Here is a 24,575-nt window from a genome sequence, read left to right as displayed (position 1 = left end):
GGAGATGCGTGATGGATGAACCGGCACCCTACGTCTTATCAGGCGCTCTAGCCGTGCAGGAGGATTTTGAGGACGAGCAACTCGATCGGGTATCGCGCCATCTGAGCGGCATCGCCACTGTGCATCTGAAGCACGACAAGGTGGCGCACGCTGTCTCGCTATGTATCTCGGGCACTCTGCTGCGCGACGACGCACGCTACATCGAGCAGCGTGTCGAACGATTTGCGGAGAGGAAAACGCACGCGCCGGCGCAATTCTCCTTTGCGAGTGGAATGGCGTGACGAGCGAGATCGTCGTGGGGATGAACTGGGATGCGCAGTGCCTGATGCAACTTGGCGCTGTACAAGGACAGATCGCCAAGCTCTCTGGACGGCACTTCGATTTCCTGCTTCGGCTGGAGCCTCCTGGCTCTCCCGTCAAGGGCAAACCACTCATGTGCATCTCGATTGAAACCGACGACGAACCGCCGGCCCGATGATGCGCTAGCTCGTGGCAACTACCGCAATCGACTTCTGCTGCCCGCATCAAAGATGCGTAAAGTTTCAGCGCTGCCTGATCAAGCCGGTTGCTCTAGCTCGTCGACCAAGTGCCGTTCCGTTCTTGTTTTGCCGAAGTAACCGACAAGCCGAATTCTTAAATCGCCAGACGGACGCTTTCGATCCGGACATCAAGCGCTCACTTACGGGCCTGCAATTGAATGCGGCGGCAAATCGCGCGGTTATGGGGCAGAAAACCGGCGAATTCACTCGCTTTAAGCTCGGCTTATCCTGGTTCTCGTGAATCAATTTCAGGAACCCGAACCGAAAATCTTCCCGAATCCGAACTGGCAAAGCTTCGACATGTCCTCTGGGACCGGTTGACGGTCGCTGGGGATGGTTGCTGCCTCGCGAACGGTATCATTAACTTCCGAGAACAGCTCCTTGACGCCGGCGCTTGCCAGCTTGCGCTGTTTGTCGGTCAACATCGCCTCAAGGTCTTTCCAGACTGGAGCTAGCTCGTCGATCGACGCACCGAATAGCTCCAGCACATCGTGGATGTTCAGGACGTCCTAGGTCGCTTTGCCGACATTCGCGACTATGCGTCGACGACTGTGGGCTTTCATTTGGTGCGAATGAGTCTTTTCGACCCACTCCGGTCAGACGATTCTCTCTAAAGCGGTCAGTCAGTCTAGCCAGCGTTTTGCAGACTGGAGCACCATGAAGCGGACGTTGACGAGCTCACCCGATCGGCCAGGAAGCGCCATTGGCCTATCGCGTCGTCCGGTCGCTCAGACGGCTGCTCCGACTCACACAGAATCCATTCGATAACTGGCCAGTCGCCGGCTTCGCGGTTGCCGTCAGACAACAACCGCATGGCGCCGTTGTATTTGCTTCGAGCATTCAGATCAGAGTCTCCGCATTGTGCCGTCTCTGATCTTCCCAGTTGTCGGTCTACATGCCAAGCGAGTTACCTTGATTGCAGCCAGTCGCTCTCAACCGAGATGGAAAACACACTGGTCGCCCGTCGTGGGACAAGGTCCAGCAGAAACGCGAACCTTCTCAGTGACCGAGCGGCATCTCGCCAAAGTGGAATTTCGACACGTCCACCTGAGGGACCGAGAGCCAAATGGATGCTACGACATACGAACGGGATGCCATAAAGCAGATTTTGCAAACGTACTGGGTTGAAGCGCAAACGAGCGAGACAGCCAATCGCCGCTTATCAAGCATCTGGGCCTGCGGCAGGCTCACCACGCAGGTCGCCGTCTCAAAGTGTTCGGTAGGCCACATTAGAGTTCATAAAGACGATTCACACTGTTCCGCACCGCCCAGAGTAGCAGGGCAGCGCGCCCAAAGGCGCCCTGAGAGGAGCGTCCGTGAAAGCTTCGTGACCGCCGCGTTCAGGCCAGCACACCAAAAAAGTGAGGAGATTCATCTTGCCAACGCGGTCTCGATCCGGCGGTCGGGCAATGTGGACGAAGGCGTTTGCGGGGGTTGTTATCCTGGTTACGCTATCTTTTCTCGCCGGGTGCCCAACTGCCAACGGGCCACAGCCGATCATGACGGCATCAGGGCCAATGACTGACGGCAGGACGGGGGCGCTCGCGGAGAATTTCAACAACTATTCCAAGAAAGCGTTCGCTGACGGCGCCACCAACGAAGACGCAAGAAAGATGCTTCGCTCAGGTTTTTCGTTGATCGTCGCCTCCTGCGACGATTACTTTAGATCGGCAGGAACTACGCAACGCTGGGTGATCGTGGCCGGTGACTACGTTGCCGCTGCGGGAACCTTGGCGACGTCGATTCTCGCGCTTACGCATGCCGGCGCGGCGGCGGTTTCCGCGACGGCCCTTGGCACTTCGGCGGTCCTCACTGCCACGTCCATTTATACAAAAGACTTCCTTTTCGCATCTGAGAACATGGACTCGGTCAGAACGCTGACCATGAACGCGATCCACGAACATCAGAAACTCGTCAACGCGACTGTAACCGGTAACCTCGACGCAAACGACGCTGTTACCGCGATTTTTGACGACCAGGTTATCTGTACGCTTCCGCATATTGCGACGATGGTTAGATCTGCGATCAAAAATGCGAAACCTAGGCAATCCTCGAGCACTGAAACGAACGACGAGACGGGCGGTGGCACAGGAGGAACTACTCCGCCGACGCAAGCACCGGCCCAACTGGCAAAGGACGACGCATCGGTGACCGCGAGCCTGAAAAAATTGATCAGTTCGGATCTCTCCCCCGCTCAGACGGAGGCCCTGTATTGGCTATTGTTCATGAACCCAACACAACAGGAAAAGGATGGCCCGATCTGCGCGCAGATGTTGACGCTACCTGCGAACAACAGTCCAGTCATCAAGACAAAAAGCTCCCAAGGGAAAGTCATATGCACGTACAGGCCGTGGTCGAACCAACAGAGCGTTAAAGACCTACTGGGCAAGCTGTCGCCCACTTCGCGCTCGGCACTGGAACAAGACATCGCTCGAGCGCGGGCGAGCGCGGCTACTGGCGGCGCTGCTGGAACTCCGGGAACTCCGAAAAGTGGAGCGCCGGCCGGCGAGAAAGCGGGAGGCTCAGGACGTCAACCGTCGACCCATATCAACGTCGATATTTTGTGACTGCTGGCCGAGCCTCTGGGCCTTCAGTATGTCGCCCGGAGGCAGTGAGGAGGCAACGATGATCCTACTTGGGAAGGGTGCTCCGCTTACGGCGCCCGGTCTTACAAGTGTGTGCAGCCAACTCGGCGTCGGGGCAGCCGAAGTATGGGCTCCGGCGTTTACTGAAGCCGATTATCCGTACTCTGGGTTCTGGGCGGACCGCAGGCCACAGATTCTCTACGAGCAGCACATTTTCAGCCGCCTGACGAACGGCATCTATGACAAACACGCGCCCGATATCAGCAATCCAACGCCCGGCAATTACGGGGCAAGCGGCGACAACCAGTACATGAGACTGCGCAAAGCAATGGACCTGGATGCGGATGCCGCTGTGCAAAGTGCATCTTGGGGGATCGGGCAGGTACTGGGTGAGAACTATAAGTCGGCCGGTGCAAGTTCCTCTGAGGACTTTTTGAGCAAGATGCTGGCCTCCGAGGATGAGCAACTGCTGGCTGCGGCAAATGAGATCCTGTCGCACAAGACGGTGAGCGTTTGCGGCTTTCTGGCGACGCACGACTGGCCAAATTTCGCGTACTACTACAACGGCAGCAAGTATGCGGCATCAGGCTATGACAAGCACCTGTCGAGCTGGTATGCGAAGTTCTCAGCCGGCGCATTGCCCGACATCAGAGTGCGCGCGGCGCAAATCTACCTGATGTACCTCGGGTACAACCCGAACCTGATAGACGGCATATGGGGACCGAGAACGGCATCGGCGGTATCGGCGTTCCAGAAGGATATGGGCGATCCTGTGACGGGCGAAATCGACGATCCAACGTTGCAACAATTGATCAACGCGAACACTTAAACGATAGCCGCAGCGGCCGTCTCCCCTCAAGGCATAAACCCGTCAAGTCCAGCGATGTCTGGCTAGCATTGAATCTGAACGTCCGAAAGGTCTCCGGAAGCAGCCGTCGAAGTTGGGCCAGCCTGATCGGCAACTAGCGGGCGTCCTGAGCCGGCCGCCGGTGGGCTCACTGCGGCCATGAAAAGTCACTCGCTCGCTCCGTCGCTCCGACATTCAGGCGTCGGTTCTACTCAGGATCCGGCCATTCAGCTCGCAACCAAACCAACAAATAGAGGAACCCTTCCCTCCCCCCTTTAAACAGATGCATATATCGATGGTCCCGCCAGCCTTTAGCTCATCCCGGCACATGCGCGATTTTGGTGTTATTGCTGCTGGTCCGTTTTTTCGTTGTCCTGATTCTCACAGGCCGACCCGCTTAGTATATCCGGGCTAAGTGCATGTCTTTCCATAAAAGCTGTACATAACGTCTTGAATGTTTCAACGCTAATTTTGTTCGAGGCGCTGCAGCTGAGTTCGAATTCTGTTGCGTCGTCATTTCTTTCGTTCCAATCAGGATAGGGGTCGACCACAGCAAGGATCGCGATTGAGGAAACGTAAGACTTATCGTTTTTATAGACCGCAAGAGACTCCGTATTCAAATCGACGCCGTCCTCGTAGACCATTTTTCGGCGTATTGAAAGGTCACCCACCTTCTGCTGCCTCATCGTTGACAGCGTTTGTGCCAAATCTGTACCGGGGTCTGCGTACAGTAGTTCCGAAGCTTCGGCCGGAATAATGGCCAGCTCCGCAGGAACGAGTTCTCTAATTTTTTCTACCCGTTGAAAGAATTCTTGAGTCCAACCTGGAAGCTGCTCATGGACTGTATCCCAGTCGAGTTGATGAACATATACAAAACTGGATTGACTCCCACCAGAAGGTGAGACTCCGAATCGAAAATCGTATTGGGCGAAATATGTGCCCGCGTTCGGGAAAATTCGGTTTCCATTATTGGCGCTGTCCTGCATAATGGTCCACCCCATCGATGGGGTCGTCAGAGGACATTGAGCAATCCAGCTTCCGTTCACAACTGCCTGGACAAGCTTTTTCTCGGTGGGAATATCGCATGTTATGTTGACGGTTACGTTCATCCCCGCTTGAACATTTTGGAGAATTGTGGCGCAGTCGCCCGCATTTGTTTCGCTTACTTGGGCTTTAGGTTGCGAGGCAATACTTGGTTGATTCGAGGACGCGCTTGCCACGGCATCTGACGACGCCGCTGCGGGCGTGTCGTTTGCAGTCTTATCGCACGCGCCTAACGCCAGACAGGCGAGGCCCAATGCAAACACGGCGCTTTTGGAACTCATTTTATCTCCGGTCGATGGCAGCAGAAGCTGAGCGTGATCACCAAGCCCACCCAGGTCCGGCAAGGAACGGTGATTCAAAATTAATCCGTCGCGGCTCTGCTATTTTCCCGGTGCGCCAACATTGATATCTTTCGACGAGCCGATGCACGTTGTAACGTTGGAGTTCGAACCTGCATTGATCGTGACACCTGAAACGTCTTTGCATACTGTTATGTTCGTCGACGTCAGATCAATCTTGTAGCCGGGAGCGGCGGTCTGTGCTGCCGAACCGATCAAGTCCTGGCTCCATTGCTTCTGTTGATCTGTGGTCAACAACTTCTGCAGAATAGGTTTCGACTGCTCACCATAGCGATTTATTAACGCTACCTGTTCTTGTGCCGTTTTAGGATACGTTTCGGCAATGGTTTGTTTATCCACAGATGATAGGACGAAATTCTCGTTACTCGAGCAGGGACTAAGGCTCCCGTTCTTGAACATCCATGCTGCAAAGTAGTAATTCATGATCGACGACCTGTCATACGGTGTCGTCCGCAATCTTGGAGACGAAATCAGCGCCCGTAAATTGTCGTCGACCTTCTTTTGATCCCACCCGTAGTCTTTCGAAAAGGTGCTGTAAATTTTTGGCCAATCGAATTCTGCCTCGCAGTTGGCTTTCGGGCTCTGATGCTCATGCTGAAGCCCCAAGGCATGGCCCGTCTCGTGCAGGATTACTCCTTTTAGACGAATTTTGTCTACGGATGGAAAGGGGGCAGACGTCGCATACGCGATGTTCATGGACGGTGAGTCATAAGCAATTTTTGTACTATCCGTTCCAACATAAGACCAGTTTCCGAGGGTGTGATCGAAGGACACACGAATGTGATAAGGAGTCCCGTCACATTTGTTATATGCGTCAGGTTTCCCAAAATCGATTTTTAGATTCGCGTAAATCACAATCTCTTGAATCGAGTCGACAAAGAATTTTTGGATCTCGGAAGGACCACCAATGAAGCAGCCGGCCAACGTGCTTCCGGTTGTCCACAGACGGAACTGATCAACCACGCCTTCGACTGCATGCGGATCAAAAGCTCCTCCTGCCGCTGGCTGGGGAATTCTCGGGCGCGGCGTTTGAATGTCTGGCGGTTGACCCGCGTCTATTCCGTGAGCAAGAGCTGGTTTCGGAAATATCGGCATCAAAGCCAAAATCATCGGAGCGATAAACCCGAGCCTGTACATGTATATTCTTAAATACATTTTATCTCCGTCGGTTTGATGCAACACCAATAATAGTAGGCGAGCAGCTCGGTACTTTCTAGGCTGCGCTTAAGTTAGTTATAACCCGTAAGCCTTGGTCAAAGTGATCTTCGAACCAGTTCGGCATTCGCCATATGAAGCGCACCTTTTCTCGTCGTAGATGGAGTACGTTCGCATGTCGACTTAACATCAACAGTATTCGACGGGGAAACCGCAGCTCCAACATCCGGGAATACCCGCATCAGTACGGCTTGCCATTGTCGCGACCACGCCGAGGGAAAGCGGCCTTCGGATCGATGGTTGCCTGCGCTACAGCGGCTGATACGCGACGTGAAGCAAAGAAAATTGATTTCCAAATCATCTCGGATTGCGACATTAAGCTTGGGGGACCTAAATATGCGCGAGACTGAAACTCTGTGTTTCATCGGGCTGGTCGTTCTGAGTCGGGACTGGTAGCCGTCCGTTTTCGCTTCGAAAGCGGCCCCGCACATTAGCGGTGCGCGAGCGTGTGATTCGGGTCGGGCCGAGTCAGTCCGCTCATCAAATGCATCGCCCTAGAGCGGTCAGTGGAATTTCGCTGCCCGGAAACGGCCAGTCGTCAGTGCGTACTCCCCATAGCGGAAACTGGAAGGGCGCGGAAGCAGACGTTCCAGCTTCATTCGGTTCGTGAAAAGACGGATCGCGGTGGGGACGCGCCCTTGCTGACTGGCAAAGATCGGCATACAGTGATCACGGATCCAAGTTTGACCTAGACGTGCCGCGATATGCACAATATCGTCAACCTGATCGTCAATAAAAGTCGAGACAGTGATCCCGGCTTGGAGGCTTCGATGTACCGGGCTAAGGCACAGCACCCCTTGAGCGATGCACGAAGTCCCCTGCCGGAGGAAGTGAACGAGGCGATGTGGCGACTCTTCGTCGCGATAGGAACGTTCTGGGAAACCGTCGCCGATCCCACGCCCTTTCGCTCCAGATTGCAGTCGTTCATGGCAAACCGCATCGCACTGATGCCTCTGTACGCCGACTACTATGCGATTGCCAAGCGCGTCATCGATGACCTTGTCGTGGAATGCGGCAGCGAGGCCGCCGCGTACGAGCGACTCTTCACGAGCAAGGACGCAGCCAAGTCGCCTCCTACGACTCCCCTTGCGTTGACCCGGCAGTCAGTCTCTAACGAGTTCCTCACGCTGCAAATGGCCCTCGGAGTGTTGATTTGCACTGAATCCTGACCCACGGGGGGTCAGGTTTCAGTGCAAATCAACACTCCGACCTTTGTCTGCAGACACTGCGGCGCCCCGATGATCATCATCGAGATCCTCCCGCGCACCCATCCGATTCGCGCGCCCCCGACATTCCGAGGCAGCGTATGAGCGCAAATGACCAGTATCTTCATTCGGACCGTCGGCTCTTCGGCAACGAGCGCAACAGGAGACACTCACGTCTGCCGCTCCAGGCAGCCCCCAGCGCCGCTCGCGGCATCGTCACATCATCCCGGTCGACACCTTCGAAACCGCCTTCGACACCATCCCGACCCAGGTTCGCTTCAGCATCCGGTGGCAAGGCTGACGGTGAGCCCGCTTTATTCCCCATAGCCGATCAAGGTTCCGGCCGCGTCGGTTCACTCCGCGGTTTCCTCCCTCGAGCCTTGTCCAACGCCTGCCCGCACGCGTCGCCATGCACTCATGGGCTGCGGACAAGGGCAGGCATCGAACAACGCTTAACGAGAGGACCCGTTCGCGATTCTCGTGAGCGGACATTCGGCCGTGTCCCGTCGCCGAACGACTGCAAAGCGGCGCACTGCGGCCGCATGGCCGCGCGATGGTGAGCGTCGGCTATGGCCGAATTGTGCACGCAGCTCGTTCGACAGGTTCCGGAGTATTCGAGCCGTTCGAACGGCAGAGTTCTCCGCTCGCCGAACGGCAGATTGTGGCCCGAATTGAGCCGGTCGCCATCTCGGGCGCGACCCACCACGCCGTCTGTTGGTCGTCCCGAATCAGGAAGCCACCGCGGCGACGCCACCTCGCTTTTCCGCTCGTCAGATCCGGGCCGCCTGGCGCGCGCAGCGCAGACTTGAGTAGACAAAGTTAAGAGTTACGGGATACCTCGACACCTCGGTCGTGCTACGGGGTCCTCGCATTGAGGTTTTCAGCCTGCTGCAGCAGATCATGCCGACTATCGTTCGCCCGACTCATTCCAACATCCGCCTTCGTTTTCAGCCGATCTAGATAATCGGCCCATGCCTGCATCATTGCGATGCGGTCGTCGATGAATTTCGTGCGGTTATAGGCCGATCCGAGCGCGTCCGGTACTTTGTGCGCAAGCTGGTGCTCGATGACTTCGGCTGGAAATCTGAGCCGTTCGTGGAGGATCGTTCGCGCCATCGCCCGGAACCCATGGCCAGTGATCTCGGTCTTGGTGTCGAAGCCTAATCTCTGGAGCGCGGCATTGATCGCGGCCCCACTCATTGGTTTTCTGCGGTCCCGCCCGGGAAAGACGTAGCGCCATTGCCCGGTCAGCGCCTGCAGCTCTTTCAGGATCCCGACCACCTGCGTGGCCAGCGGCACGAGATGTTCAGTCTTCGTTTTCGACACGGTGTAGCGCCACTCACGCCGCTCCAGATCGATGTGCGCCCATTCGGCTTGCCTTAGCTCGCCAGGGCGCACAAATAACAGCGGCGCGAGCTGCAGAGCCGCGCGCACCACGAAAGTGCCCGAAAAACTGTCGAAAGCGCGCAGCATTTCGGCAACCTTGGTTGGGTCCGTGATTGACGCGAAGTGCGTGTGCCGATTAGGCCGAAGTGCGCCGCGCAAGTCGGCGCTCACATCTCGTAGGGCGCGCCCGGTAGCTATCGCATAGCGGAAGATCTGTCCGCAGTTTTGATGGATGCGATGGGCGGTGTCATTCGCCCCGCGCCTTTCGGCCCTGCGCAAGACCTCGAGCACTTCTGGCGCAGTAATCTCAGCGATCGGGCGAGGCCCTAGCCACGGCAGGACATCTTTCTTGAGCCGCCCCATGATTTTTTCCGAGTGGCTCGGTGCCCATGCAGAAGCCTGCCGTTCGAACCACTCCAGCGCCACCGCCTCAAAGGTGTTGGCAGCGCTGAGTCGTGCCAAGCGCTTCTTGTCCTTCTTGGCTTGGCCGGGATCGATACCGTCGGCGAGCATTGCGCGAGCCTCGTCCCGCTTCCTGCGAGCATGAGCGAGCGTCACGTCAGGATAGACCCCCAACGCCAGGCGCTTCTCGCGGTCGTTGAATCGATATTTCAGCCGCCAATACTTTCCGCCGGCCGGGGAAATCTCCAGATACATCCCGCGGCCATCCGAAATCCGATACGTTTTCTCTTTGGCTGGCGCGCGGCGAACTTCCAGATCCGTAAGGGGCATGGGGCACTCCCGGTCCTAGGGGGCATAATTTTCGCCGGTGGCGAAAAAAGACCTGATGCCCCCTAACGTGCGCCGAAATGCCCCAAGCTGTCAAGGGAATCGGTGAGGCAATCTAGGAACAAAAAACCCCGCAAGCCTTGCTGACTGCGGGGTTTCAGGAATACTTGGGAACTGCTGAGAACATCCGATGGTGGAGAGGAGGAGGATCGAACTCCCGACCTTCGCATTGCGAACGCGACGCTCTCCCAGCTGAGCTACCCCCCCACTATCGAAACAATTCTAGCACAGCCCTTTTCGGTTTTGCCAAGCCGCAACGGGCCACAAAACCTCACTTCGACGGCGCCCCCGCAAGCACCCAACCGACTACAGTACGGACATCCGCATCGCTCATCGACTGATGCGCCGGCATGGGAATCATGCCCCACACGCCCGAGCCGCCGTCCTTCACCTTGCGCGCCAATTTTCCGGCCGCCTGCGCATCGCCCTTGTACCGGGCGGCGATCTGCTGGAACGACGGGCCGACCAGCTTGCGATCCACCGCATGGCAGCCCATGCACGCATTCGCATTCGCGACACGCTGACCAGCGGGTACATCGGCGGCAAACGCTTGAGATGCAAACACAAGCGCCACCGAGCCCGCCATCAACGCCATAAAAACACCGCCAACCCCACGCATCACTGCGGCGCCTTCGGATTGCCCGGATGCACCGCGTTCGAATTCGTGACCGGCGCCGGCGCCTGCTGTTCAAGCGGCCGCGCGCTCACCGACGAATCCGGAATCGCGCCCACCGTCGCCGCGCTCGCGTCGGGCTGCGACGCGGCGACCGGAGCCGTTGCCGCAGCAGCGGCCGCCGCAGCGGCTTCCTGCGGCTGGATGTACTGGAACACCTTCACGACCTGCGTCACGCCCGGCACCCGGCTCGCGACGTCCGCGCCGCGATTGCCTTCATCCATCGTGACGAGGCCCATCAGATACACCGAACCGCGCTCGGCCACGACCTTGAAATCGTTCGCCGAAATATCCTTCTCGGCGATCAGCGCCGTTTTCACGCGCGTCTCGAGATACGTGTCGTTCGTGCGCGACGAGAACGAACTCGCGGGCATGATCGCCAGTTCGTTGACGATCGTATTCACGTTGTTCAGTCCGCGCACGATGCTCTCTGCGCGCTGCTTCGACGCGTCCCCCGCGACTTCGCCGGTCAGCAGCACGCGGCGATTGAACACCGTCACGTTGACGTGCGCCGAGTCCGGCAGGTTCTGGCTCGTCTGCGAAAGCGCCTTCACCTGAATCTCGCGGTCTTCGGTCTGCGCGCCGAGCGTGCGCCGGTCGGTAGCCATCAACGCGCCGCCGCCCGCCGCGCCCGCAACGGCGAGAAAGCAACCCTGCAACGTCGCGGACAACCCCGCCGCAAAACCCACCACCAGCACGGTTCTCACCAGTGTCTTCTTGACGCGGAATACGCTCATCAACTAGCTCTCCTTCGGATCGTTCTCAGTCTTCGCCCAGCAACATGGCATCGATGCCGTCGCACAGACAATGGATGGTCAGCAAATGCACTTCCTGGATACGCGCGGTGCGATCCGACGGCACGCACACGTGGATGTCGGTATCGCTCAGTATTTCCTGCATGCGTCCGCCGCCTTTTCCGCTCAGCGCGACGACGATCATTTCGCGCTCATGCGCAGCTTCGATCGCGGCGATCACATTCGCGGAATTGCCGGACGTGCTGATCGCGAGCAACACATCGCCCGGCTGTCCGAGTGCCCATACCTGCTTCGAGAAAATCTGCTCGAACGAGTAGTCGTTGGCGATCGCGGTAAGCACGGACGTATCGGTGCTGAGCGCGACGGCCGGCAAGCCGGGCCGCTCGCGCTCGAAGCGGCCAATCAGTTCCGCGGCGAAGTGTTGCGCGTCGGCGGCCGAGCCGCCATTGCCGCAAGAAAGAATGCGATTGCCGTTGGCAAGCGCGGCGAACATCGTGTCGATCGCTGCAGCGATCGGCATCGACAAGGTTTCCAGGGCTTCGAGTTTGACTGCCGCGCTATCGCGGAAGTGTTGTTGAATGCGTTCGACTGACATCGAGTCTCTATCTTCTACCGCGAGTGGGCCGCAATGCGCAGCCATGTTGTGAAGTCGTATGAATGAAGTCGTGCAGCCTGCCGTGCCGCTGCGGTGAACGTGTTACGCAACGCGTGACGCGACATACGTGAATCCGAAGAACACCTCGCGAAATGCGCTGTACGGAGCACTGTTATGCCGCATGTCGTCCGCCGCCCCGTAGCTCGCACGCGAGCGCAAGTTTATCGCACTAACACGCGTTGTCCGCGCATTGCGTCAGACTTCGTCGGCGCGGAAAGCATCGCGCAGCCACACGAGCCGCCCCGCTTCGAAGGCAATCACGTCGAAGCGGCAAGCGGGCTGGGCGCCTTGCTGCGACACCTGCGTCGCGAGGTAATGCTGCGCGGCGCGCACGATCCGCTGCCGCTTCTGCCACCCGATGCTCGCCGCGGCGCCGCCATACTTGCGTTGAGCGCGCGCCCGGACTTCGACGAAGACCAGTGCGCCATCGCGCTCGCGCATGACCAGATCGATTTCGCCGCCGCGGCACGACACATTGCGCGCGACCAACCGCAAACGCTGGCGCTGCAGAAACTCCTGCGCGTGTGCTTCGAAAGCGGCGCCGACGAGCTTGGACCCGGGTTGCGTGGAAAAGTTGTCGCGCATGGGCGCATGCGGTTTTGGCGGCCTACGCTCCTGCTCCTGCTCCTGCTCCTGCTCCTGCTCCTGCTCCTGCTCCTGCTCCTGCTCCTGCTCCTGCTCCTGCTTCGAGCGAGACGCGCTCCGAGCACGCACGCCGCCAGGACCTGGTGCCCCTGCGTGGCACAATGACGGCCTCATTCCGTCCGTCTGCGTTTTCTGCCTCATGACTTCTCTCTCCGAACTCGCGCAAGGACAGCAGTACCCTGCCGCCGCGCTGTATGTGGTGGCCACGCCGATCGGCAACGTCGCCGACATCACGCTGCGCGCGCTGCACGTACTCGGTCTCGTCGACCGCATCGCCGCGGAAGACACGCGCAACACGGGTCAGTTGCTCGCGCGCTATGGAATCTCGAAGCCGCTCATCGCCGTCCATCAGCACAACGAGCGAGCCGCGGCGCAACGCATCGTCGAACATTTGCAGGCGGGCGAGCGGGTGGCGTATGTGTCCGACGCAGGCACGCCCGGCATCTCGGACCCAGGCGCAAAGCTCGTCGATGCAGCGCGCGAAGCGGGCTTTGCGGTCGTTCCGCTGCCGGGCGCAAGCGCGCTTGCCACCGCACTGAGCGCGGCGGGCGACTGGGTCGCGACGTTCTCGTTCCTCGGCTTTCTTCCGCCGAAAGCCAAAGCGCGCGCCGCCACACTTCAGGGGCTCGCCCATCATCCGCATGCGCTGGTCTTCTACGAAGCGCCGCATCGCATCGTCGAAACGGTGCAGGCGCTGGCCGATACGTTGGGCGGCGAGCGCAAGCTGCTGATCGCGCGAGAACTGACGAAGTTACACGAAGCGCTGCATTGCGGCACCCTGGCCGAAGGGCCAACGTGGCTCGCCGCCGATCCAAACCGGCAACGCGGAGAATTCGTACTGGTAGTGGAAGGCGCGCAGCAGGAAGCGGCCGGCGAACACGATCATGATGCGTTGCTCGAAACGCTGCTCGAAGAATTGACGGTGAGCAGCGCGGCCAAAATAGCGGCGGCGATCACCGGCGCGTCGCGCAACGCGTTGTACACGCGCGCGCTCGAGCTCAAGAAAGAAGAGGACTGACGCGCGAAGCGGCCGCGCCGCAAGCACAGCGGGATACGTCACGCAAAACAAAAGGGCCGCTCATACCGATGAGCGGCCCTTCTTGCATTTACACGCAGCAGCGTGGCTGTTCGTCATGCGAGGCAGCGCCCAAAGCGCCGCCGCAAAATCATTTCTGCGCAGTCGATCCCGAGTTGGACGCCAGCGTTTCGTCGCGTGCGGCGCGCGCTTCTTCCTGCGTCAAACCTTCGATCTTCACGCGCGCCGTGCCGGCGTGGCGCATATCGAGCACGTTCGCCGCCGCCATCGACAGATCGATCACCCGGCCGCGCGCATACGGACCGCGGTCGTTGATTCGCACGACGACCGAGCGCGACGTGGCGGGATTCGTCACGCGCACATATGAGCCGAGGGGCAGCGTGCGATGCGCGGCAGTCAGCGCGTGCATGTCGTAACGTTCGCCATTCGCGGTGCGGCGGCCATGGAAACCGCGGCCATACCAGGAGGCGCGGCCGATCTGATGAAAGTCCGACACGTCGGTGCCGTCATCGGTGAGCGGTTTGGCGTCGGCCAGCGACGAGCCCTGGACGGCGACGTCCGAGGCCGGCGCGCTGCCGTAGGCTTGCGGTCCGAAGGACGCTGCTTGCGCGTTTTTTGTGCGGAGCGGCACAGCGTTTGCAACGCTGTTGTCGGCCCCCGGCGGCGTGGCGCAACCGGCCAGCACAAAAAAGGCGAAAAGAGTCCCCAGACTACGGGATAACCGAGTTTTCATAAGACGTGCAATCACATTGTCGAGCCGCATCACGCGAAGTTGAGCGTGTTGCCTGCGACTCCGGCGGCAAAGGACGACAACGCGCCGCGCAGACGAGCGCAGTACGTCGAAGCCCGGATGCAGCTCACTGAGCCGCTACCGCACGGTTAATTTTCACGTCTGGCGCAACCTGTCCCCGGCAGCCTGACCAGACCCCACATGCCGCCATCGAACGTGGCAAACACGTTCTTGCGCGCGAAAGTTCAGCGCGCAGGAACGGCGGCGTAGGCCCCACCCAGCGTCACGACCGTTAAAGTCGTAGCAGGCGCGCGGCGCCTGGCTGGGCAAGACGTGTGCATCGAATGCATCGATACCTGATGGCCGTCATACCGCGACGGCCCTTACTTGAGTGGCGATCCGCGCGCCCATTTTTGATGGGGACGCATCGCCTTGTGGCAGCACGATTCCTCGTGCATGGGGTCCATTATACCCAAAACAGAAGTCTGCGTTGCTAAGCGACTGAAAACCTTGATGAATCTTCACCATTGCTGCAAGAATCGACAGACAAAAGCCGCAGGCGCGGCGTTTGCGGGGAGGCGACAAGCCTCGGCGCGCGCCGGAAAGACGCCGGTACAATCAACGTTTTCACTGCGGCGCCGTCATCCATGAAAGTCACCTTGATCCCCGTTACGCCGTTCCAGCAAAACAGCTCGCTGCTCGTTTGCGAGGCGACCGGACGCGCGGCCGTCGTCGATCCGGGCGGCGATCTCGACATCATTCAAGGCGAGATCGCGCGGCAGAAGGTGAGCGTCGAAAAAGTGCTGCTGACGCATGGCCATATCGACCACTGCGCCGGCGCGAAGACGCTGGCCACGCATTACGGCGTGCCGATCGAAGGCCCGCATCCGGACGAACGTTTCTGGCTCGACAAGCTGCCGGATCAAAGCACGCGCTTCGGCTTTCCGGCTGCGCAGGCGTTCGAGCCCGACCGTTGGCTCGACGACGGCGACACCGTGCAGTTCGGCGATGAAACGCTCGAGGTCTATCACTGCCCCGGCCACACGCCGGGCCACGTCGTGTTCTTCAGCCGCGCGCATCGGCTCGCGCTGGTCGGCGACGTGCTCTTCGCGGGCTCCATCGGCCGCACGGATTTTCCGCGCGGCAACCACGCCGATCTGATCCGCTCGATCCGCGAAAAACTCTGGCCGCTCGGCGACGACGTCACGTTCGTGCCGGGCCACGGTCCCACGTCGACGTTCGGCGCGGAGCGTCGCAGCAATCCCTATGTCGCCGACGGAGTCGCCGCATGAGCAGCGAAATCTATGTCAGTACCGACGTCGAAGCGGACGGCCCGATTCCCGGCCCGCATTCGATGCTGAGTTTCGCCTCGGCCGCCTACACGGAGGACAAGCAGCTGATCGCCACGTTCTCCGCCAATCTGGAATTGCTCGACGGCGCGGCGCCCCATCCGGTGCAGGAAGCGTGGTGGAAGACGCAGCCCGAGGCGTGGGCGGCCTGCCGTACCGACTTGCAGCGTCCGGACGCGGCGCTCGCGGCCTACGTCGACTGGGTCGAGGCGCTGCCCGGCAAGCCGGTGTTCGTCGCCATGCCCGCCGGCTTCGACTTTACGTACATGTTCTGGTACATGATGCGCTTTGTCGGCCGCTGCCCGTTTTCGTGGTCGGCGCTCGACATCAAGACGCTCGCCTTCGCGATGACCGGCCTGCCGTATCGCAAGAACATCAAACCGCGCTTTCCGAAACACTGGTTCGACGAGCATCCGCACACGCACGTCGCGCTCGATGACGCCATCGAACAGGGCGCACTTTTCTGCAACATGCTGAAGGATCTGCGCACGATGCAGGCCGCCAGCCTTGCGTCGGCGCAAGAAGGGGACGCCTCAGGACAAAATCCCGCTGAGGAACCGGCAAATTAGGTAATCTCCCTCGCGGGAGGCGTTTTGCATTGCGTTTCGTTTTCGCGCCCTCTACCATGCGGTGATACGGCGACGCAAACGGAGGCGCAGTTGACACTCGATACGTTCTCTCAAAAAATTCTGCGCCTTTTGCAGTTAGATGCACGCCGTTCGGTGCAGGAAATATCCGATCAGGTCGGCCTGTCGAGCACGCCATGCTGGCGGCGCATCAAGGACATGGAGCAGTCGGGCGTGATCCAGCGCTACACCGCGCTGCTGGATCGCGAAAAACTGGGGCTGCACGTGTGCGCGCTCGCGCACATTCACCTCACGCGTCACACCGAAGGCGGCGTCGAACAGTTCGAGCGGGAGATCGCCACCTGCCCGGAAGTCACCGAGTGCTACAGCACGACCGGCGAATCCGATTACATCCTCAAGATCGTCGCGCCGGACATCAAGGCGTACGACACGTTTCTGCACGAACGCATCTTCAAGATTCCCGCGGTGGCGCAAGTGCGCACGAGCGTCGTGCTGCGCGAGATCAAGTTCGATACGCAGTTGCCGCTTTGAGGGGATGCGCTTTGATGCGCTTCGCTTCGATGGGGTTTGATGCGCGTCGGTGTGCCAGAGGTGCACGTGTGATGCGCCTGATGGTCCGCAATCCGCCGATGATGCGCCGGCGAGCCGCCGCAATCCATCAAGAGCGCCGTTCGGCATGGCGACGCGGCCCGCCGCGCGTTGCGTTGCTCTCAAGCCTCAGTTAGTGCCATGCGGCACTGTGGTACGGCGACGACCATGGCCCGTAGCGCCCGCCTGCGTGGACGAACCGCTTTGCGTCGACGGCGTGCTCACCTCGCGTAACACCTCCAGCATTGCGCGCACCGAGCCGGCGCTTGAGCGCGGCGAGATCCACGCGCTCGAGCCCCTCTGCGTCGCCCTTGCCGGACCCATGCGAAGGCAGCGCCGGCAGCACGACTTCGACGTCGAGCCCCGTGCTCAGATAATGAATGTTGACCGCGGCCGCCTTCACGCCGCCGGCGGCCAATGCCGCGTTGACGTCCGCGACGATCCGCTCGCGCGGCGGCAAACCGACGGGCGGATGCGCGACGGCATCGTTCTCGGGATCGACGTGAATCAGCGCGTCCAGCACGCGGCTGTCGTTCAGCACGCGCAGGCGCGCAGTCTCCGCGATGTAGTGCCCCTCGGAAACCGAGATGAGCGGATCGACCAGAATATGCGCGTCGACAAGCGCGAAATCTCCCATTTTCCGCGTGCGTAATTCGTGGACGTCGCGCACGCCTGGCGTGGACAGCAGCAGCGCGCGCATGTCGGCGGTGGCGGCATCGTCGAGCGCGCGGTCGGACAGATCCTGCAGCGCGTCCCATCCGAACATCCAGCCCATGCGCGCCACCATGAAACCGACGATCGCCGCCGCGATCGGATCGAGCAGCCGCACGCCCGCAAGGCTGCCGAGAATACCGAGCGCAACCACCAGCGACGACGCCGCGTCCGAGCGCGCATGCCACGCATTCGCGATCAGCATGGCCGAACGCACGCGCTGAGCTTCCCGCAGCATGTAGCGAAACAGTCCCTCTTTGGAGACGAGGACGAGCACGGCCACGATAAGCGCGCTCAGATGAACGGCGGGGATGCTCTCGAGATCGGCGAGACGCGTACCGGCACGCCATAACATGCCGAAGCCGACCGCAATCAGCAGCGCGCCGAGAAAGAGCGATGCGACCGTTTCGTAACGGCTATGGCCGTAATTGTGATCGGCATCCGGCTTTGCGCCGCTGTGCCGATTGGCAAACAGCACGACAAAATCGGAAATGAGATCGGCGAGAGAGTGGATGCCGTCAGCCACCAATGCCTGCGAGTGCGCGAACACACCGACGGCGATTTGCAGCGCCATCAATACCGTATTCAGCGCAATACTGACAAACGTACTTTTGCGCGCGACGCGGTGTTTTTCAGCGGACTCAATGGCGGCGGAAGGCATCATGGAAGCGGTGGGTGTTCAACCTCTCCATTCTACCCGTCCGGTCTTAAGAATGAGCGCCCACGCCAACAAACATCTTTTAGAATCAATCGCTTATGAAAACGAAAAGCATTCGCATTCGAATTGCGCGAAGCGGCAGTGCGCGTGGCACACACACGATTTGAACGGACGACAAAAAAGCCGCGCCTGGAAACTGCGCGGCCTTAGTGAATGAGTCCAGCGCACTCGCGACGCGAGCCTCATTCGTATTACGTTAATGCTACACATGCGAGAGGCATTACACCTGATTAATTCCGGGCAAGCACTCAGTAAGCCTGGCGCCTGATTACTTCTGAATGAGAAACTTGTCGCGATCCATGCCCGCAATCCAGCGCGGCGGTTTGCCGCGGCCCGACCACGTGCTGCCGCTTTCCGGGTCACGATATTTAGGCGCAACGCCGGCACGCGGACGAGCGGCTTTTGCACCCTTGGGCGCGCGCCCGCCGCCGAGTTCGCTCAGCGAAATGCCGTAGTCGGCCATTTTCTGTTTGATTTCGTTCAGCACTTCCGCGTATTCGCGCGACTTCGCCTCTTCGATCTGCTTTTCCAGCTTCTCTCGCTGCGCGAGTAGTTCCTTGTAGGAAGACATAGGTTCCCTTGTGGTTTGGATTAACGACTGCCAGTCTTAAGCCGGCTTGCCCTTTGAAGGTGTTCATGCCTCGGAATTTGAACGCGAGATTAACACAAAATAGAAAGACTACAAACGCGTCCGCGTAAAACTAATACTTGTCCGTTTCAAAAACTTTCGCGGCGAGGCGCTGTCACGCGTCAGCTTTCATTTAGCCACTCCGCGTTTTTTGCAGACGAAGCGTCGCGCGAATCGGTAAATATGGGATTAATTATCAGCGCATGAAAATTAAGACAGTTTCCGCAAGCAAACATTTCATTGCATGAGAGCTTCGACATGAAATGTCGGCACATATTTGAAGCACTTTGGGCCCACCGTTTTCGGCGATAAGGTTTTCCCGAATAGGCAATAAACGCCTAATTGGCCCGCCGTCGAATGCAATCTTCTAGCGCCGCACGCAATGTTTCCATGTCCAGCTTCGCGCTTTCGAATGCGAAACGTTTGCGCAGACCGTTTTGCCGCAAATCGACGCCATATCTGTCGACGCCGATTAGCCGGTAGCCGCAGGCGTCGGACACTGCGTCGGCAAATTCGCCGATCAGCGCGTCTTCCTCGTCGTGCTCAAGCACCGGCAGCGGGTCGAGTTCATCGCCGCCGAGCCAGCCCATCGCGCCGAATCCGCCGATATAACGCAGGCGGTCGAGCTTCATCGTCCAGAACGTGAAGTCGCCGAGGACAAGATAGCGCTCCGCGTCTGGGTGATAGCGCAGATACCGCGCGACGAGTTCCGGTGCCGGGTCGACCGGTTCGAAGGTGCCGAGCAACGTGACGCGCTGACCGTTGAGCACGTCGCCGTCCGGCGCATCGACGACGAGGAAGCCGGCACGCGGATCGGCGTGCAGGTTATGCGTGTGCTCGGCGAGCCGGCTCACCAGAATCGTCGGCCGATGCTGTTCATCAGGCGCAAACGGCAGCACCGACGGATAAGGGAAGCCTTCGGGCTGGCGCGCGTGCGTCGCCAGCGTGCCGACCGCGGCGGTATGCAACAGGTGCAATGGAGCTTGTGCGGGAATGTTCAAGTGCGTTCCTTTCGTCGATGAGCGAATTCTTGCCGTCCGTGATGCGCGGATTGGCGTGACGTGCAATGCCGGCTGCCCGCCTATATATATATTGCATGCACCTCGTGGATTCGCGGATTCGCGGATTCGTGAGTCGCTGGGCGCTCACATCCGCGAACCGTCTGCCAACGCGCGACGAATCCAGCAAAAGCGCAATTCCGTGGGTTCAAGCATAAGACAGCGCCCTTCGTTAGAATCGGAAATTCGCTTTCAGTGCGCTTTCTTCCGCATCTTCCTCCTCACGAGACTCCCGTGTCCGATCGCTCCACCGACTTCGCCGCCATCCCCGCCGCTCACCGGAACCTGTCCGACACCGCGCGTCAGCGAGCGCGCATCGCGACGATGGCGCTGTTTTTCATCGCCGGGATGGTGTACGGCTCGTGGGGCGTGCATGTGCCGACCGTGCGCGACCGCTTCCACCTGAGTCCCGCCTTGCTGTCGGTCGCGCTTCTCGCGGTTGCCGGCGGCTCGATCGGCGCGATGGCCGCGAACGCGTCGTGGATTGCGCGCGTCGGCACGCGCCGCGCCTGCCTCACCGGCGGGCTCGTGATGTCGGTCTGCGTCGCGTTGATCCTCGTGGTGCCGTTCTACTGGATGCTGCTGGTCGTGCTGGCCCTGTTCGGCGCGGGCATGGCCACGCTCGACGTCGCGATGAACGCCGAAGCGAGCGCCGTCGAAAAGGCGCTGCGCAAGCCGATCATGTCGTCGTTGCACGGCATGTTCAGCGTCGGCGGGATGGTCGGCGCGGCGGTCGGCGGCGCGCTGCTCGCGCACGGCATGGCGCCGGCCGTGCATCTCGGCTTGGCCGCGGCCGTCAGCGCGCTGGTGCTGATCGCGGCCTGCCCTTCCGTGTTGCCGCACGTGCCGCACGACGAACATCCCGACTCGGCGACGCCGCGTGCGAACCGCTGGCGCTCGCCCGCGTTGTGGGCGCTCGGCACGGTCGCGCTCGTCGCGCTGATCGCCGAGGGCGCGATGTACGACTGGGCGACCGTCTATATGCGCGATGTCGTCCTCTCTTCGCCGGCCGCCGCGAGCGCCGCGTATGCCGCGTTTTCGGGCGGCATGGCAGCCGCGCGTTTTGCCGGCGACGCGGTGCGGGCGCGCTTTGGCGCTCCGCAACTGGTGATGGCCAGCGCGACGCTGGCGCTCGCCGGCATGATCGGCGCGCTGTTGGTGCCGACGCCGGTCGCGGCGCTGACCGGCTTCACGCTGATGGGCCTTGGTCTCGCCAACATGATGCCGGTGCTGTTCGCGGCCGCCGCGAGCGTGAAAGGCATCCACGCTGCCGAAGGGCTCGCGCACGTCGCCGGGCTGGCTTACTTTGGGATGCTGTTTGGGCCGGTCCTGATCGGCGCGGTGGCGCAGGTGACGAATCTGTCGATCGGACTGTCCGTGGTCGCGGTGTGCTGTGCGCTGATTGCGATCGCGGGGCCGAAGGTGCTGCAGCGGCTGAAGATTTAGCGGCCAGGCGCTGCTGCCCTCGCCTGTTTCGTCGATTGGCGCGGAGGGGGCGGGTCGCGTTGGTTGCGATAGCCGTTACTCCTCTTAGAACGCAAGCAACGCGGGCAACGCGCCCGACGCACGCAACGCGACGAACACGGCTGACGCCAACCACCAACCACCACCCCAAAACAAAAGGCACGCGACCGAAGGTACGCGTGCCTTTCCAATCATGCGATCACGGACAGCGCAAGCTGCCCGCACCCATGCGGTATTACATCTTCACCACGTCGAGCAGCGTCTTCTTGCCCGACTTGTAGTTGTACAGCGAGATCACGCCGTGCTTCAGATCGCCCTTCGAGTCGAAGGTCGTCTGGCCGATCACACCCTTGTAGTCGGTGTTCGGCATTGCAGCGAGGATCTTCGACGGATCGGTCGAGCCAGCGCGCTTCATTGCGTCGACGATGATGTACACAGCGTCATACGTGAACGGAGCGTAGATCTGGATCGGTTGACCGAAACGCTTCAGGTACTTCGCCTGGAACGCCGAACCGCCTTCCATCTTCTCGAGCGCCATGCCGGCTTCCGAGCAGACGATGTTGTCGGTTGCGTCGCCAGCGAGGTCCGACAGCTTGTCGGTACACACGCCGTCGCCTGCCAGCACCTTCGCGCGCAGGCCGAGCTGCTTGGCTTGCTTCGCGAACGGGCCGCCGGTGGCGTCCATGCCGCCGTACATGATCGCGTCCGGGTTTTCGCCCTTGATCTTCGTCAGAATCGCGCGGAAGTCGACAGCCTTGTCGTTCGTCGCGTCATGCGACATCACGTTCAGGCCCAGCGACTTTGCGGTCTTTTCGAATTCGTTCGCGAGACCCTGGCCGTAAGCGGTCGAGTCGTCGACGATCGCGACGCTCTTCACTTTCAGACCCTTGGCTGCGTAGTTAGCCAGTGCCGGACCTTGTTGCGCGTCGGTCGCAACGACGCGGTACGTCGTCTTGAAACCTTGTTGCGTATAGGCCGGGTTCGTTGCCGACGGCGAGATCTGCACGATGCCTGCATCGCTATAGATCTTCGAAGCCGGAATCGACGTGCCCGAGTTCAGGTGGCCGACCACTGCCACAACCTTGTCGTCGACCAGCTTCTGCGCGACTTGCGTAGCAGTACGCGGGTCGGCTGCGTCGTCTTGTGCGTCGAGTTGCAGCGTGACTTTCTGGCCGCCGATCGTCAGGCCCTTCGCGTTGATTTCTTCAACCGCGAGGCGTGCGCCGTTTTCGTTGTCTTTCCCCAGGTGAGCGATACCGCCAGTCAGCGGTGCAACGTGACCGATCTTGACGACCGTGTCGGCTGCAGCCGATGTTGCCAACGTCGCGAACAGCATCGCCGCAGCGCTGATCGGCAACAGCTTTTGAATCTTGATGTTCATGTAAGTCTCCAGTTTCGGTCCCAAAAACAACGTAATCGCCCTGTGCCCCCGCTTCCCCAACACGTGTCGCTCAGTCCCGTGGACGACCACGCCGGTTGCATCGTTCATGCACTTGGCCAGTACGTCTGCCGGACTGTTTGTGACAGGCGGCAACCCGTACTTGCGCGCAAGTGTAGGCTATCAAATTAATTTGTGGGACTTTTTTGAGGAAGTGGGATGAACACTAATAGCGTTTATCCAGTGGCGCCGGCTTCCGGCTTGCGTCGCGGGCTGGAAAGCACCGGCCCATGCGGGTTTCCGCTATATGAGCAACGCATCGGCGAGTAAGCGCTAAAGGTTTTAGCGAGTCAAACCGTTAATGGTTCGAATGAGGCGGAATACGTCGAAATGGATTCGAGCGGCCGGCACTTTTTTTGAAAACGACGCGCGCCGCAAGCGGGGGCGGCACGCGTCCTGACTCGTCGCGGTTCAGCGTTTAAATCCAGCGACGAACGCCGCGATGCCGGCGCTTGCCGCACGCCATTCGTCGTCGAGTTGGGCCATCAGTTCTGCCGCGCCGAAGTCCTCGCGCCGCGAGCGGCCGAGCGGCGCACCTTGCCCCGACCACAGCGACAGATAATCGCCGTTCTGCGCGCGGCCGGCCGTCTGACGCAACTCCTGCGTCAATGCGTTCTGCACGGGATACGGCGCGATCTTCTGCGGCGCTTCGCTCAGGCGCTGCATCAGCGGATTGCGGATGCCGCGCGCGTGGCGGCCAGTGATCGCGTAGGTCACCGAAGTCGACGTGTCGGAAATCGAGCGCAGCCGGTCTTTCCATGCCTGCGGTATCGCGCTTTCGCGGGAAGTCAGGAACGCGGTGCCCATGACCGCGGCTTGCGCGCCGAGCGCGAGCGCGGCGACGATTCCCCGTCCGTCCATGATGCCGCCGGCGGCGAGCACCGGCAGTCCGGTTGCGTCGACGACTTGCGGCACGAGCGCCATCGTGCCGACCAGCGCTTCTTCGAATGAACCGATGAACGTGCCGCGATGCGCGCCCGCCTCCGAACCCTGCGCGGCGATCGCATCGGCGCCCGCGTCGCGCCACGCGACGCCTTCCGCAACATGCGTCGCGGTGCCGATTACATATTGACCGTTCGCCTGCAGCCGCGCGACGTCTTCGCGTGACAGCAGCCCGAACGTGAAGCTGACCACCGGCACACGCGATTCGATCAGCGCCTCCAACTGCGCGCGAAAATCCGGCGCGTAGCGTTCGAGCGGCCGGCCCGGCGGCAAACCTAGGTCCGCGCGCACCGGGTCGATGGCTTCGAGCGCGCGGCGCACGGTGGCGTCGTCGGGCGCGGCAGGCTGCAGCACGAACAGATTGACGCCGAACGGGCGATCCGTCAGCGCGCGAATCGCCGCGACGTCGCTCGCGATTTTCTCCGGCGACAGCGCCGCACCGGCCAGCGTGCCGAGGCCGCCGCTATTCGACACGGCCGCGACCAACTCGGGCGTCGTGGCGCCCGCCATCGGCGCCTGCACGACCGGCACACGCAAGCCAAAACGCTCGGCAAACGGCGTCACAAAACTGCCTTCACTCATGATCGATTCTCCTTCGCGCAATCCGCTCGCCATCCCCGCGAGACCTT

General features: G+C 60.4%; 23 protein-coding genes, 1 tRNA gene and 1 pseudogene. 10 read left to right on the top strand and 15 right to left on the bottom strand.

The genetic code is table 11. From position 1 onward, the window contains the following. The first annotated feature begins 11 nt into the window (after window positions 1–11). Together ABIE53_RS02350 and ABIE53_RS02345 are read left to right on the top strand one after the other, a co-directional pair. Entirely contained in the window at window positions 12–281 is a 270-nt protein-coding gene (locus tag ABIE53_RS02350; RefSeq protein WP_376914511.1) for a hypothetical protein, read from the top strand. Then, window positions 278–478 (top strand): hypothetical protein, encoded by a 201-nt coding sequence (locus ABIE53_RS02345; RefSeq protein WP_376914509.1) that lies wholly within the window; start codon window positions 278–280, stop codon window positions 476–478. Before ABIE53_RS02350 ends, ABIE53_RS02345 begins: the two co-directional genes overlap by 4 nt. Window positions 479–787: 309 nt before the next feature. Here the strand turns inward: ABIE53_RS02345 and ABIE53_RS02340 are convergent, their stop codons facing one another. Further along, window positions 788–1,027, bottom strand: a complete 240-nt coding sequence (locus ABIE53_RS02340) for a hypothetical protein (protein ID WP_192699945.1) — start codon at window positions 1,025–1,027, stop codon at window positions 788–790. A gap of 1,029 nt (window positions 1,028–2,056) precedes the next feature. Between ABIE53_RS02340 and ABIE53_RS02335 the strand changes: the two genes are divergently transcribed. Further along, window positions 2,057–3,106, top strand: coding sequence for a hypothetical protein (locus tag ABIE53_RS02335; RefSeq protein WP_192699944.1), 1,050 nt, complete (start codon window positions 2,057–2,059; stop codon window positions 3,104–3,106). A 58-nt stretch (window positions 3,107–3,164) separates the two neighbouring features. Continuing rightward, window positions 3,165–3,953 (top strand): N-acetylmuramidase domain-containing protein, encoded by a 789-nt coding sequence (locus tag ABIE53_RS02330; protein ID WP_192699943.1) that lies wholly within the window; start codon window positions 3,165–3,167, stop codon window positions 3,951–3,953. Window positions 3,954–4,315: 362 nt separating this feature from the next. Here ABIE53_RS02330 and ABIE53_RS02325 read toward each other — a convergent pair whose 3' ends face one another. Together ABIE53_RS02325 and ABIE53_RS02320 are read right to left on the bottom strand one after the other, a co-directional pair. Next, window positions 4,316–5,296: a hypothetical protein gene (locus ABIE53_RS02325; protein ID WP_192699942.1), complete on the bottom strand. Its 981-nt coding sequence runs from the start codon at window positions 5,294–5,296 to the stop codon at window positions 4,316–4,318. A 99-nt stretch (window positions 5,297–5,395) separates the two neighbouring features. After that, window positions 5,396–6,511, bottom strand: a complete 1,116-nt coding sequence (locus ABIE53_RS02320; RefSeq protein ID WP_376914505.1) for a M12 family metallopeptidase — start codon at window positions 6,509–6,511, stop codon at window positions 5,396–5,398. A 782-nt stretch (window positions 6,512–7,293) separates the two neighbouring features. On the opposite strand from ABIE53_RS02320, the gene ABIE53_RS02315 reads away from it, so the two are divergent. Further along, a complete protein-coding gene (locus tag ABIE53_RS02315; RefSeq protein ID WP_192699940.1) occupies window positions 7,294–7,758 on the top strand; it encodes a hypothetical protein in 465 nt (154 codons plus the stop codon). Window positions 7,759–8,649: 891 nt separating this feature from the next. On the opposite strand, the gene ABIE53_RS02310 is transcribed toward ABIE53_RS02315, so the two are convergent. The 6 genes from ABIE53_RS02310 to ABIE53_RS02285 form a co-directional block, all read right to left on the bottom strand. Then, entirely contained in the window at window positions 8,650–9,912 is a 1,263-nt protein-coding gene (locus ABIE53_RS02310) for a tyrosine-type recombinase/integrase (protein WP_192699939.1), read from the bottom strand. Window positions 9,913–10,100: 188 nt separating this feature from the next. Beyond that, window positions 10,101–10,176, bottom strand: a tRNA-Ala gene (locus ABIE53_RS02305). Between the two features lie 64 nt (window positions 10,177–10,240). Next, window positions 10,241–10,588 (bottom strand): c-type cytochrome, encoded by a 348-nt coding sequence (locus tag ABIE53_RS02300; protein WP_006050466.1) that lies wholly within the window; start codon window positions 10,586–10,588, stop codon window positions 10,241–10,243. After that, window positions 10,588–11,379, bottom strand: coding sequence for a BON domain-containing protein (locus tag ABIE53_RS02295; RefSeq protein ID WP_006050467.1), 792 nt, complete (start codon window positions 11,377–11,379; stop codon window positions 10,588–10,590). The genes ABIE53_RS02300 and ABIE53_RS02295 overlap by 1 nt, the downstream gene beginning before the upstream one ends. A 25-nt stretch (window positions 11,380–11,404) precedes the next feature. Further along, entirely contained in the window at window positions 11,405–11,992 is a 588-nt protein-coding gene (locus ABIE53_RS02290) for a phosphoheptose isomerase (protein ID WP_006050468.1), read from the bottom strand. 255 nt (window positions 11,993–12,247) lie between these two features. Continuing rightward, window positions 12,248–12,799, bottom strand: coding sequence for a YraN family protein (locus ABIE53_RS02285; RefSeq protein ID WP_192700085.1), 552 nt, complete (start codon window positions 12,797–12,799; stop codon window positions 12,248–12,250). Window positions 12,800–12,836: 37 nt separating this feature from the next. Here ABIE53_RS02285 and rsmI point away from each other — a divergent pair, with 37 nt between their 5' ends. Next, the gene (gene rsmI / locus ABIE53_RS02280; protein ID WP_006050470.1) at window positions 12,837–13,715 is read left to right on the top strand and encodes a 16S rRNA (cytidine(1402)-2'-O)-methyltransferase; all 879 of its coding nucleotides are present in this window, start codon (window positions 12,837–12,839) and stop codon (window positions 13,713–13,715) included. A 148-nt stretch (window positions 13,716–13,863) separates the two neighbouring features. Here the strand turns inward: rsmI and ABIE53_RS02275 are convergent, their stop codons facing one another. Beyond that, window positions 13,864–14,466: a septal ring lytic transglycosylase RlpA family protein gene (locus tag ABIE53_RS02275; protein WP_374710149.1), complete on the bottom strand. Its 603-nt coding sequence runs from the start codon at window positions 14,464–14,466 to the stop codon at window positions 13,864–13,866. Between the two features lie 644 nt (window positions 14,467–15,110). On the opposite strand from ABIE53_RS02275, the gene ABIE53_RS02270 reads away from it, so the two are divergent. The 3 genes from ABIE53_RS02270 to ABIE53_RS02260 all read left to right on the top strand — a co-directional run bounded on the left by ABIE53_RS02270 (window position 15,111) and on the right by ABIE53_RS02260 (window position 16,930). After that, window positions 15,111–15,755 (top strand): MBL fold metallo-hydrolase, encoded by a 645-nt coding sequence (locus tag ABIE53_RS02270; RefSeq protein ID WP_006050472.1) that lies wholly within the window; start codon window positions 15,111–15,113, stop codon window positions 15,753–15,755. Further along, window positions 15,752–16,381 carry a 3'-5' exonuclease family protein gene (locus ABIE53_RS02265; RefSeq protein ID WP_006050473.1) on the top strand — a complete coding sequence of 210 codons (630 nt, stop codon included), beginning with the start codon at window positions 15,752–15,754 and terminating at the stop codon, window positions 16,379–16,381. Before ABIE53_RS02270 ends, ABIE53_RS02265 begins: the two co-directional genes overlap by 4 nt. Before the next feature lie 90 nt (window positions 16,382–16,471). Beyond that, the gene (locus tag ABIE53_RS02260) at window positions 16,472–16,930 is read left to right on the top strand and encodes an Lrp/AsnC family transcriptional regulator (protein WP_006050474.1); all 459 of its coding nucleotides are present in this window, start codon (window positions 16,472–16,474) and stop codon (window positions 16,928–16,930) included. A gap of 186 nt (window positions 16,931–17,116) precedes the next feature. Here the strand turns inward: ABIE53_RS02260 and ABIE53_RS02255 are convergent. The 3 genes and pseudogenes from ABIE53_RS02255 to ABIE53_RS02245 all read right to left on the bottom strand — a co-directional run bounded on the left by ABIE53_RS02255 (window position 17,117) and on the right by ABIE53_RS02245 (window position 20,045). Beyond that, window positions 17,117–18,359, bottom strand: a pseudogene (locus ABIE53_RS02255) (cation diffusion facilitator family transporter). A 325-nt stretch (window positions 18,360–18,684) separates the two neighbouring features. Then, window positions 18,685–18,987 (bottom strand): H-NS histone family protein, encoded by a 303-nt coding sequence (locus tag ABIE53_RS02250; protein ID WP_006050476.1) that lies wholly within the window; start codon window positions 18,985–18,987, stop codon window positions 18,685–18,687. Between the two features lie 395 nt (window positions 18,988–19,382). Next, complete coding sequence (locus tag ABIE53_RS02245; RefSeq protein ID WP_006050477.1) at window positions 19,383–20,045, bottom strand: HugZ family pyridoxamine 5'-phosphate oxidase; 663 nt, start codon at window positions 20,043–20,045, stop codon at window positions 19,383–19,385. A 291-nt stretch (window positions 20,046–20,336) separates the two neighbouring features. Between ABIE53_RS02245 and ABIE53_RS02240 the strand changes: the two genes are divergently transcribed. Next, window positions 20,337–21,548 (top strand): MFS transporter, encoded by a 1,212-nt coding sequence (locus ABIE53_RS02240; RefSeq protein ID WP_107709180.1) that lies wholly within the window; start codon window positions 20,337–20,339, stop codon window positions 21,546–21,548. 253 nt (window positions 21,549–21,801) lie between these two features. Here the strand turns inward: ABIE53_RS02240 and ABIE53_RS02235 are convergent, their stop codons facing one another. Beyond that, window positions 21,802–22,947: a branched-chain amino acid ABC transporter substrate-binding protein gene (locus tag ABIE53_RS02235; RefSeq protein ID WP_006050479.1), complete on the bottom strand. Its 1,146-nt coding sequence runs from the start codon at window positions 22,945–22,947 to the stop codon at window positions 21,802–21,804. 468 nt (window positions 22,948–23,415) lie between these two features. Then, window positions 23,416–24,528 carry an NAD(P)H-dependent flavin oxidoreductase gene (locus ABIE53_RS02230; RefSeq protein ID WP_114156659.1) on the bottom strand — a complete coding sequence of 371 codons (1,113 nt, stop codon included), beginning with the start codon at window positions 24,526–24,528 and terminating at the stop codon, window positions 23,416–23,418. Between the last annotated feature and the right edge of the window lie 47 nt (window positions 24,529–24,575).

The organism is Paraburkholderia sp. OAS925 (assembly GCF_040543975.1).
Taxonomy (GTDB): domain Bacteria; phylum Pseudomonadota; class Gammaproteobacteria; order Burkholderiales; family Burkholderiaceae; genus Paraburkholderia; species Paraburkholderia graminis.
This window is presented reverse-complemented; position numbering and strand designations above follow the sequence as displayed.

What these genes read in the sequence shown, in the direction of transcription:
- ABIE53_RS02350 (WP_376914511.1), top strand. Translation starts at nt 12, where the DNA reads ATGGATGAACCGGCACCCTACGTCTTATCAGGCGCTCTAGCCGTGCAG.
- ABIE53_RS02335 (WP_192699944.1), top strand. Translation starts at nt 2,057, where the DNA reads ATGACTGACGGCAGGACGGGGGCGCTCGCGGAGAATTTCAACAACTAT.
- ABIE53_RS02330 (WP_192699943.1), top strand. Translation starts at nt 3,165, where the DNA reads ATGATCCTACTTGGGAAGGGTGCTCCGCTTACGGCGCCCGGTCTTACA.
- ABIE53_RS02325 (WP_192699942.1), bottom strand. Translation starts at nt 5,296, where the DNA reads ATGAGTTCCAAAAGCGCCGTGTTTGCATTGGGCCTCGCCTGTCTGGCG.
- ABIE53_RS02320 (WP_376914505.1), bottom strand. Translation starts at nt 6,511, where the DNA reads ATGTACAGGCTCGGGTTTATCGCTCCGATGATTTTGGCTTTGATGCCG.
- ABIE53_RS02315 (WP_192699940.1), top strand. Translation starts at nt 7,294, where the DNA reads ATGCACAATATCGTCAACCTGATCGTCAATAAAAGTCGAGACAGTGAT.
- ABIE53_RS02310 (WP_192699939.1), bottom strand. Translation starts at nt 9,912, where the DNA reads ATGCCCCTTACGGATCTGGAAGTTCGCCGCGCGCCAGCCAAAGAGAAA.
- ABIE53_RS02300 (WP_006050466.1), bottom strand. Translation starts at nt 10,588, where the DNA reads ATGCGTGGGGTTGGCGGTGTTTTTATGGCGTTGATGGCGGGCTCGGTG.
- ABIE53_RS02295 (WP_006050467.1), bottom strand. Translation starts at nt 11,379, where the DNA reads ATGAGCGTATTCCGCGTCAAGAAGACACTGGTGAGAACCGTGCTGGTG.
- ABIE53_RS02290 (WP_006050468.1), bottom strand. Translation starts at nt 11,992, where the DNA reads ATGTCAGTCGAACGCATTCAACAACACTTCCGCGATAGCGCGGCAGTC.
- rsmI (WP_006050470.1), top strand. Translation starts at nt 12,837, where the DNA reads ATGACTTCTCTCTCCGAACTCGCGCAAGGACAGCAGTACCCTGCCGCC.
- ABIE53_RS02275 (WP_374710149.1), bottom strand. Translation starts at nt 14,466, where the DNA reads ATGAAAACTCGGTTATCCCGTAGTCTGGGGACTCTTTTCGCCTTTTTT.
- ABIE53_RS02270 (WP_006050472.1), top strand. Translation starts at nt 15,111, where the DNA reads ATGAAAGTCACCTTGATCCCCGTTACGCCGTTCCAGCAAAACAGCTCG.
- ABIE53_RS02265 (WP_006050473.1), top strand. Translation starts at nt 15,752, where the DNA reads ATGAGCAGCGAAATCTATGTCAGTACCGACGTCGAAGCGGACGGCCCG.
- ABIE53_RS02250 (WP_006050476.1), bottom strand. Translation starts at nt 18,987, where the DNA reads ATGTCTTCCTACAAGGAACTACTCGCGCAGCGAGAGAAGCTGGAAAAG.
- ABIE53_RS02235 (WP_006050479.1), bottom strand. Translation starts at nt 22,947, where the DNA reads ATGAACATCAAGATTCAAAAGCTGTTGCCGATCAGCGCTGCGGCGATG.
- ABIE53_RS02230 (WP_114156659.1), bottom strand. Translation starts at nt 24,528, where the DNA reads ATGAGTGAAGGCAGTTTTGTGACGCCGTTTGCCGAGCGTTTTGGCTTG.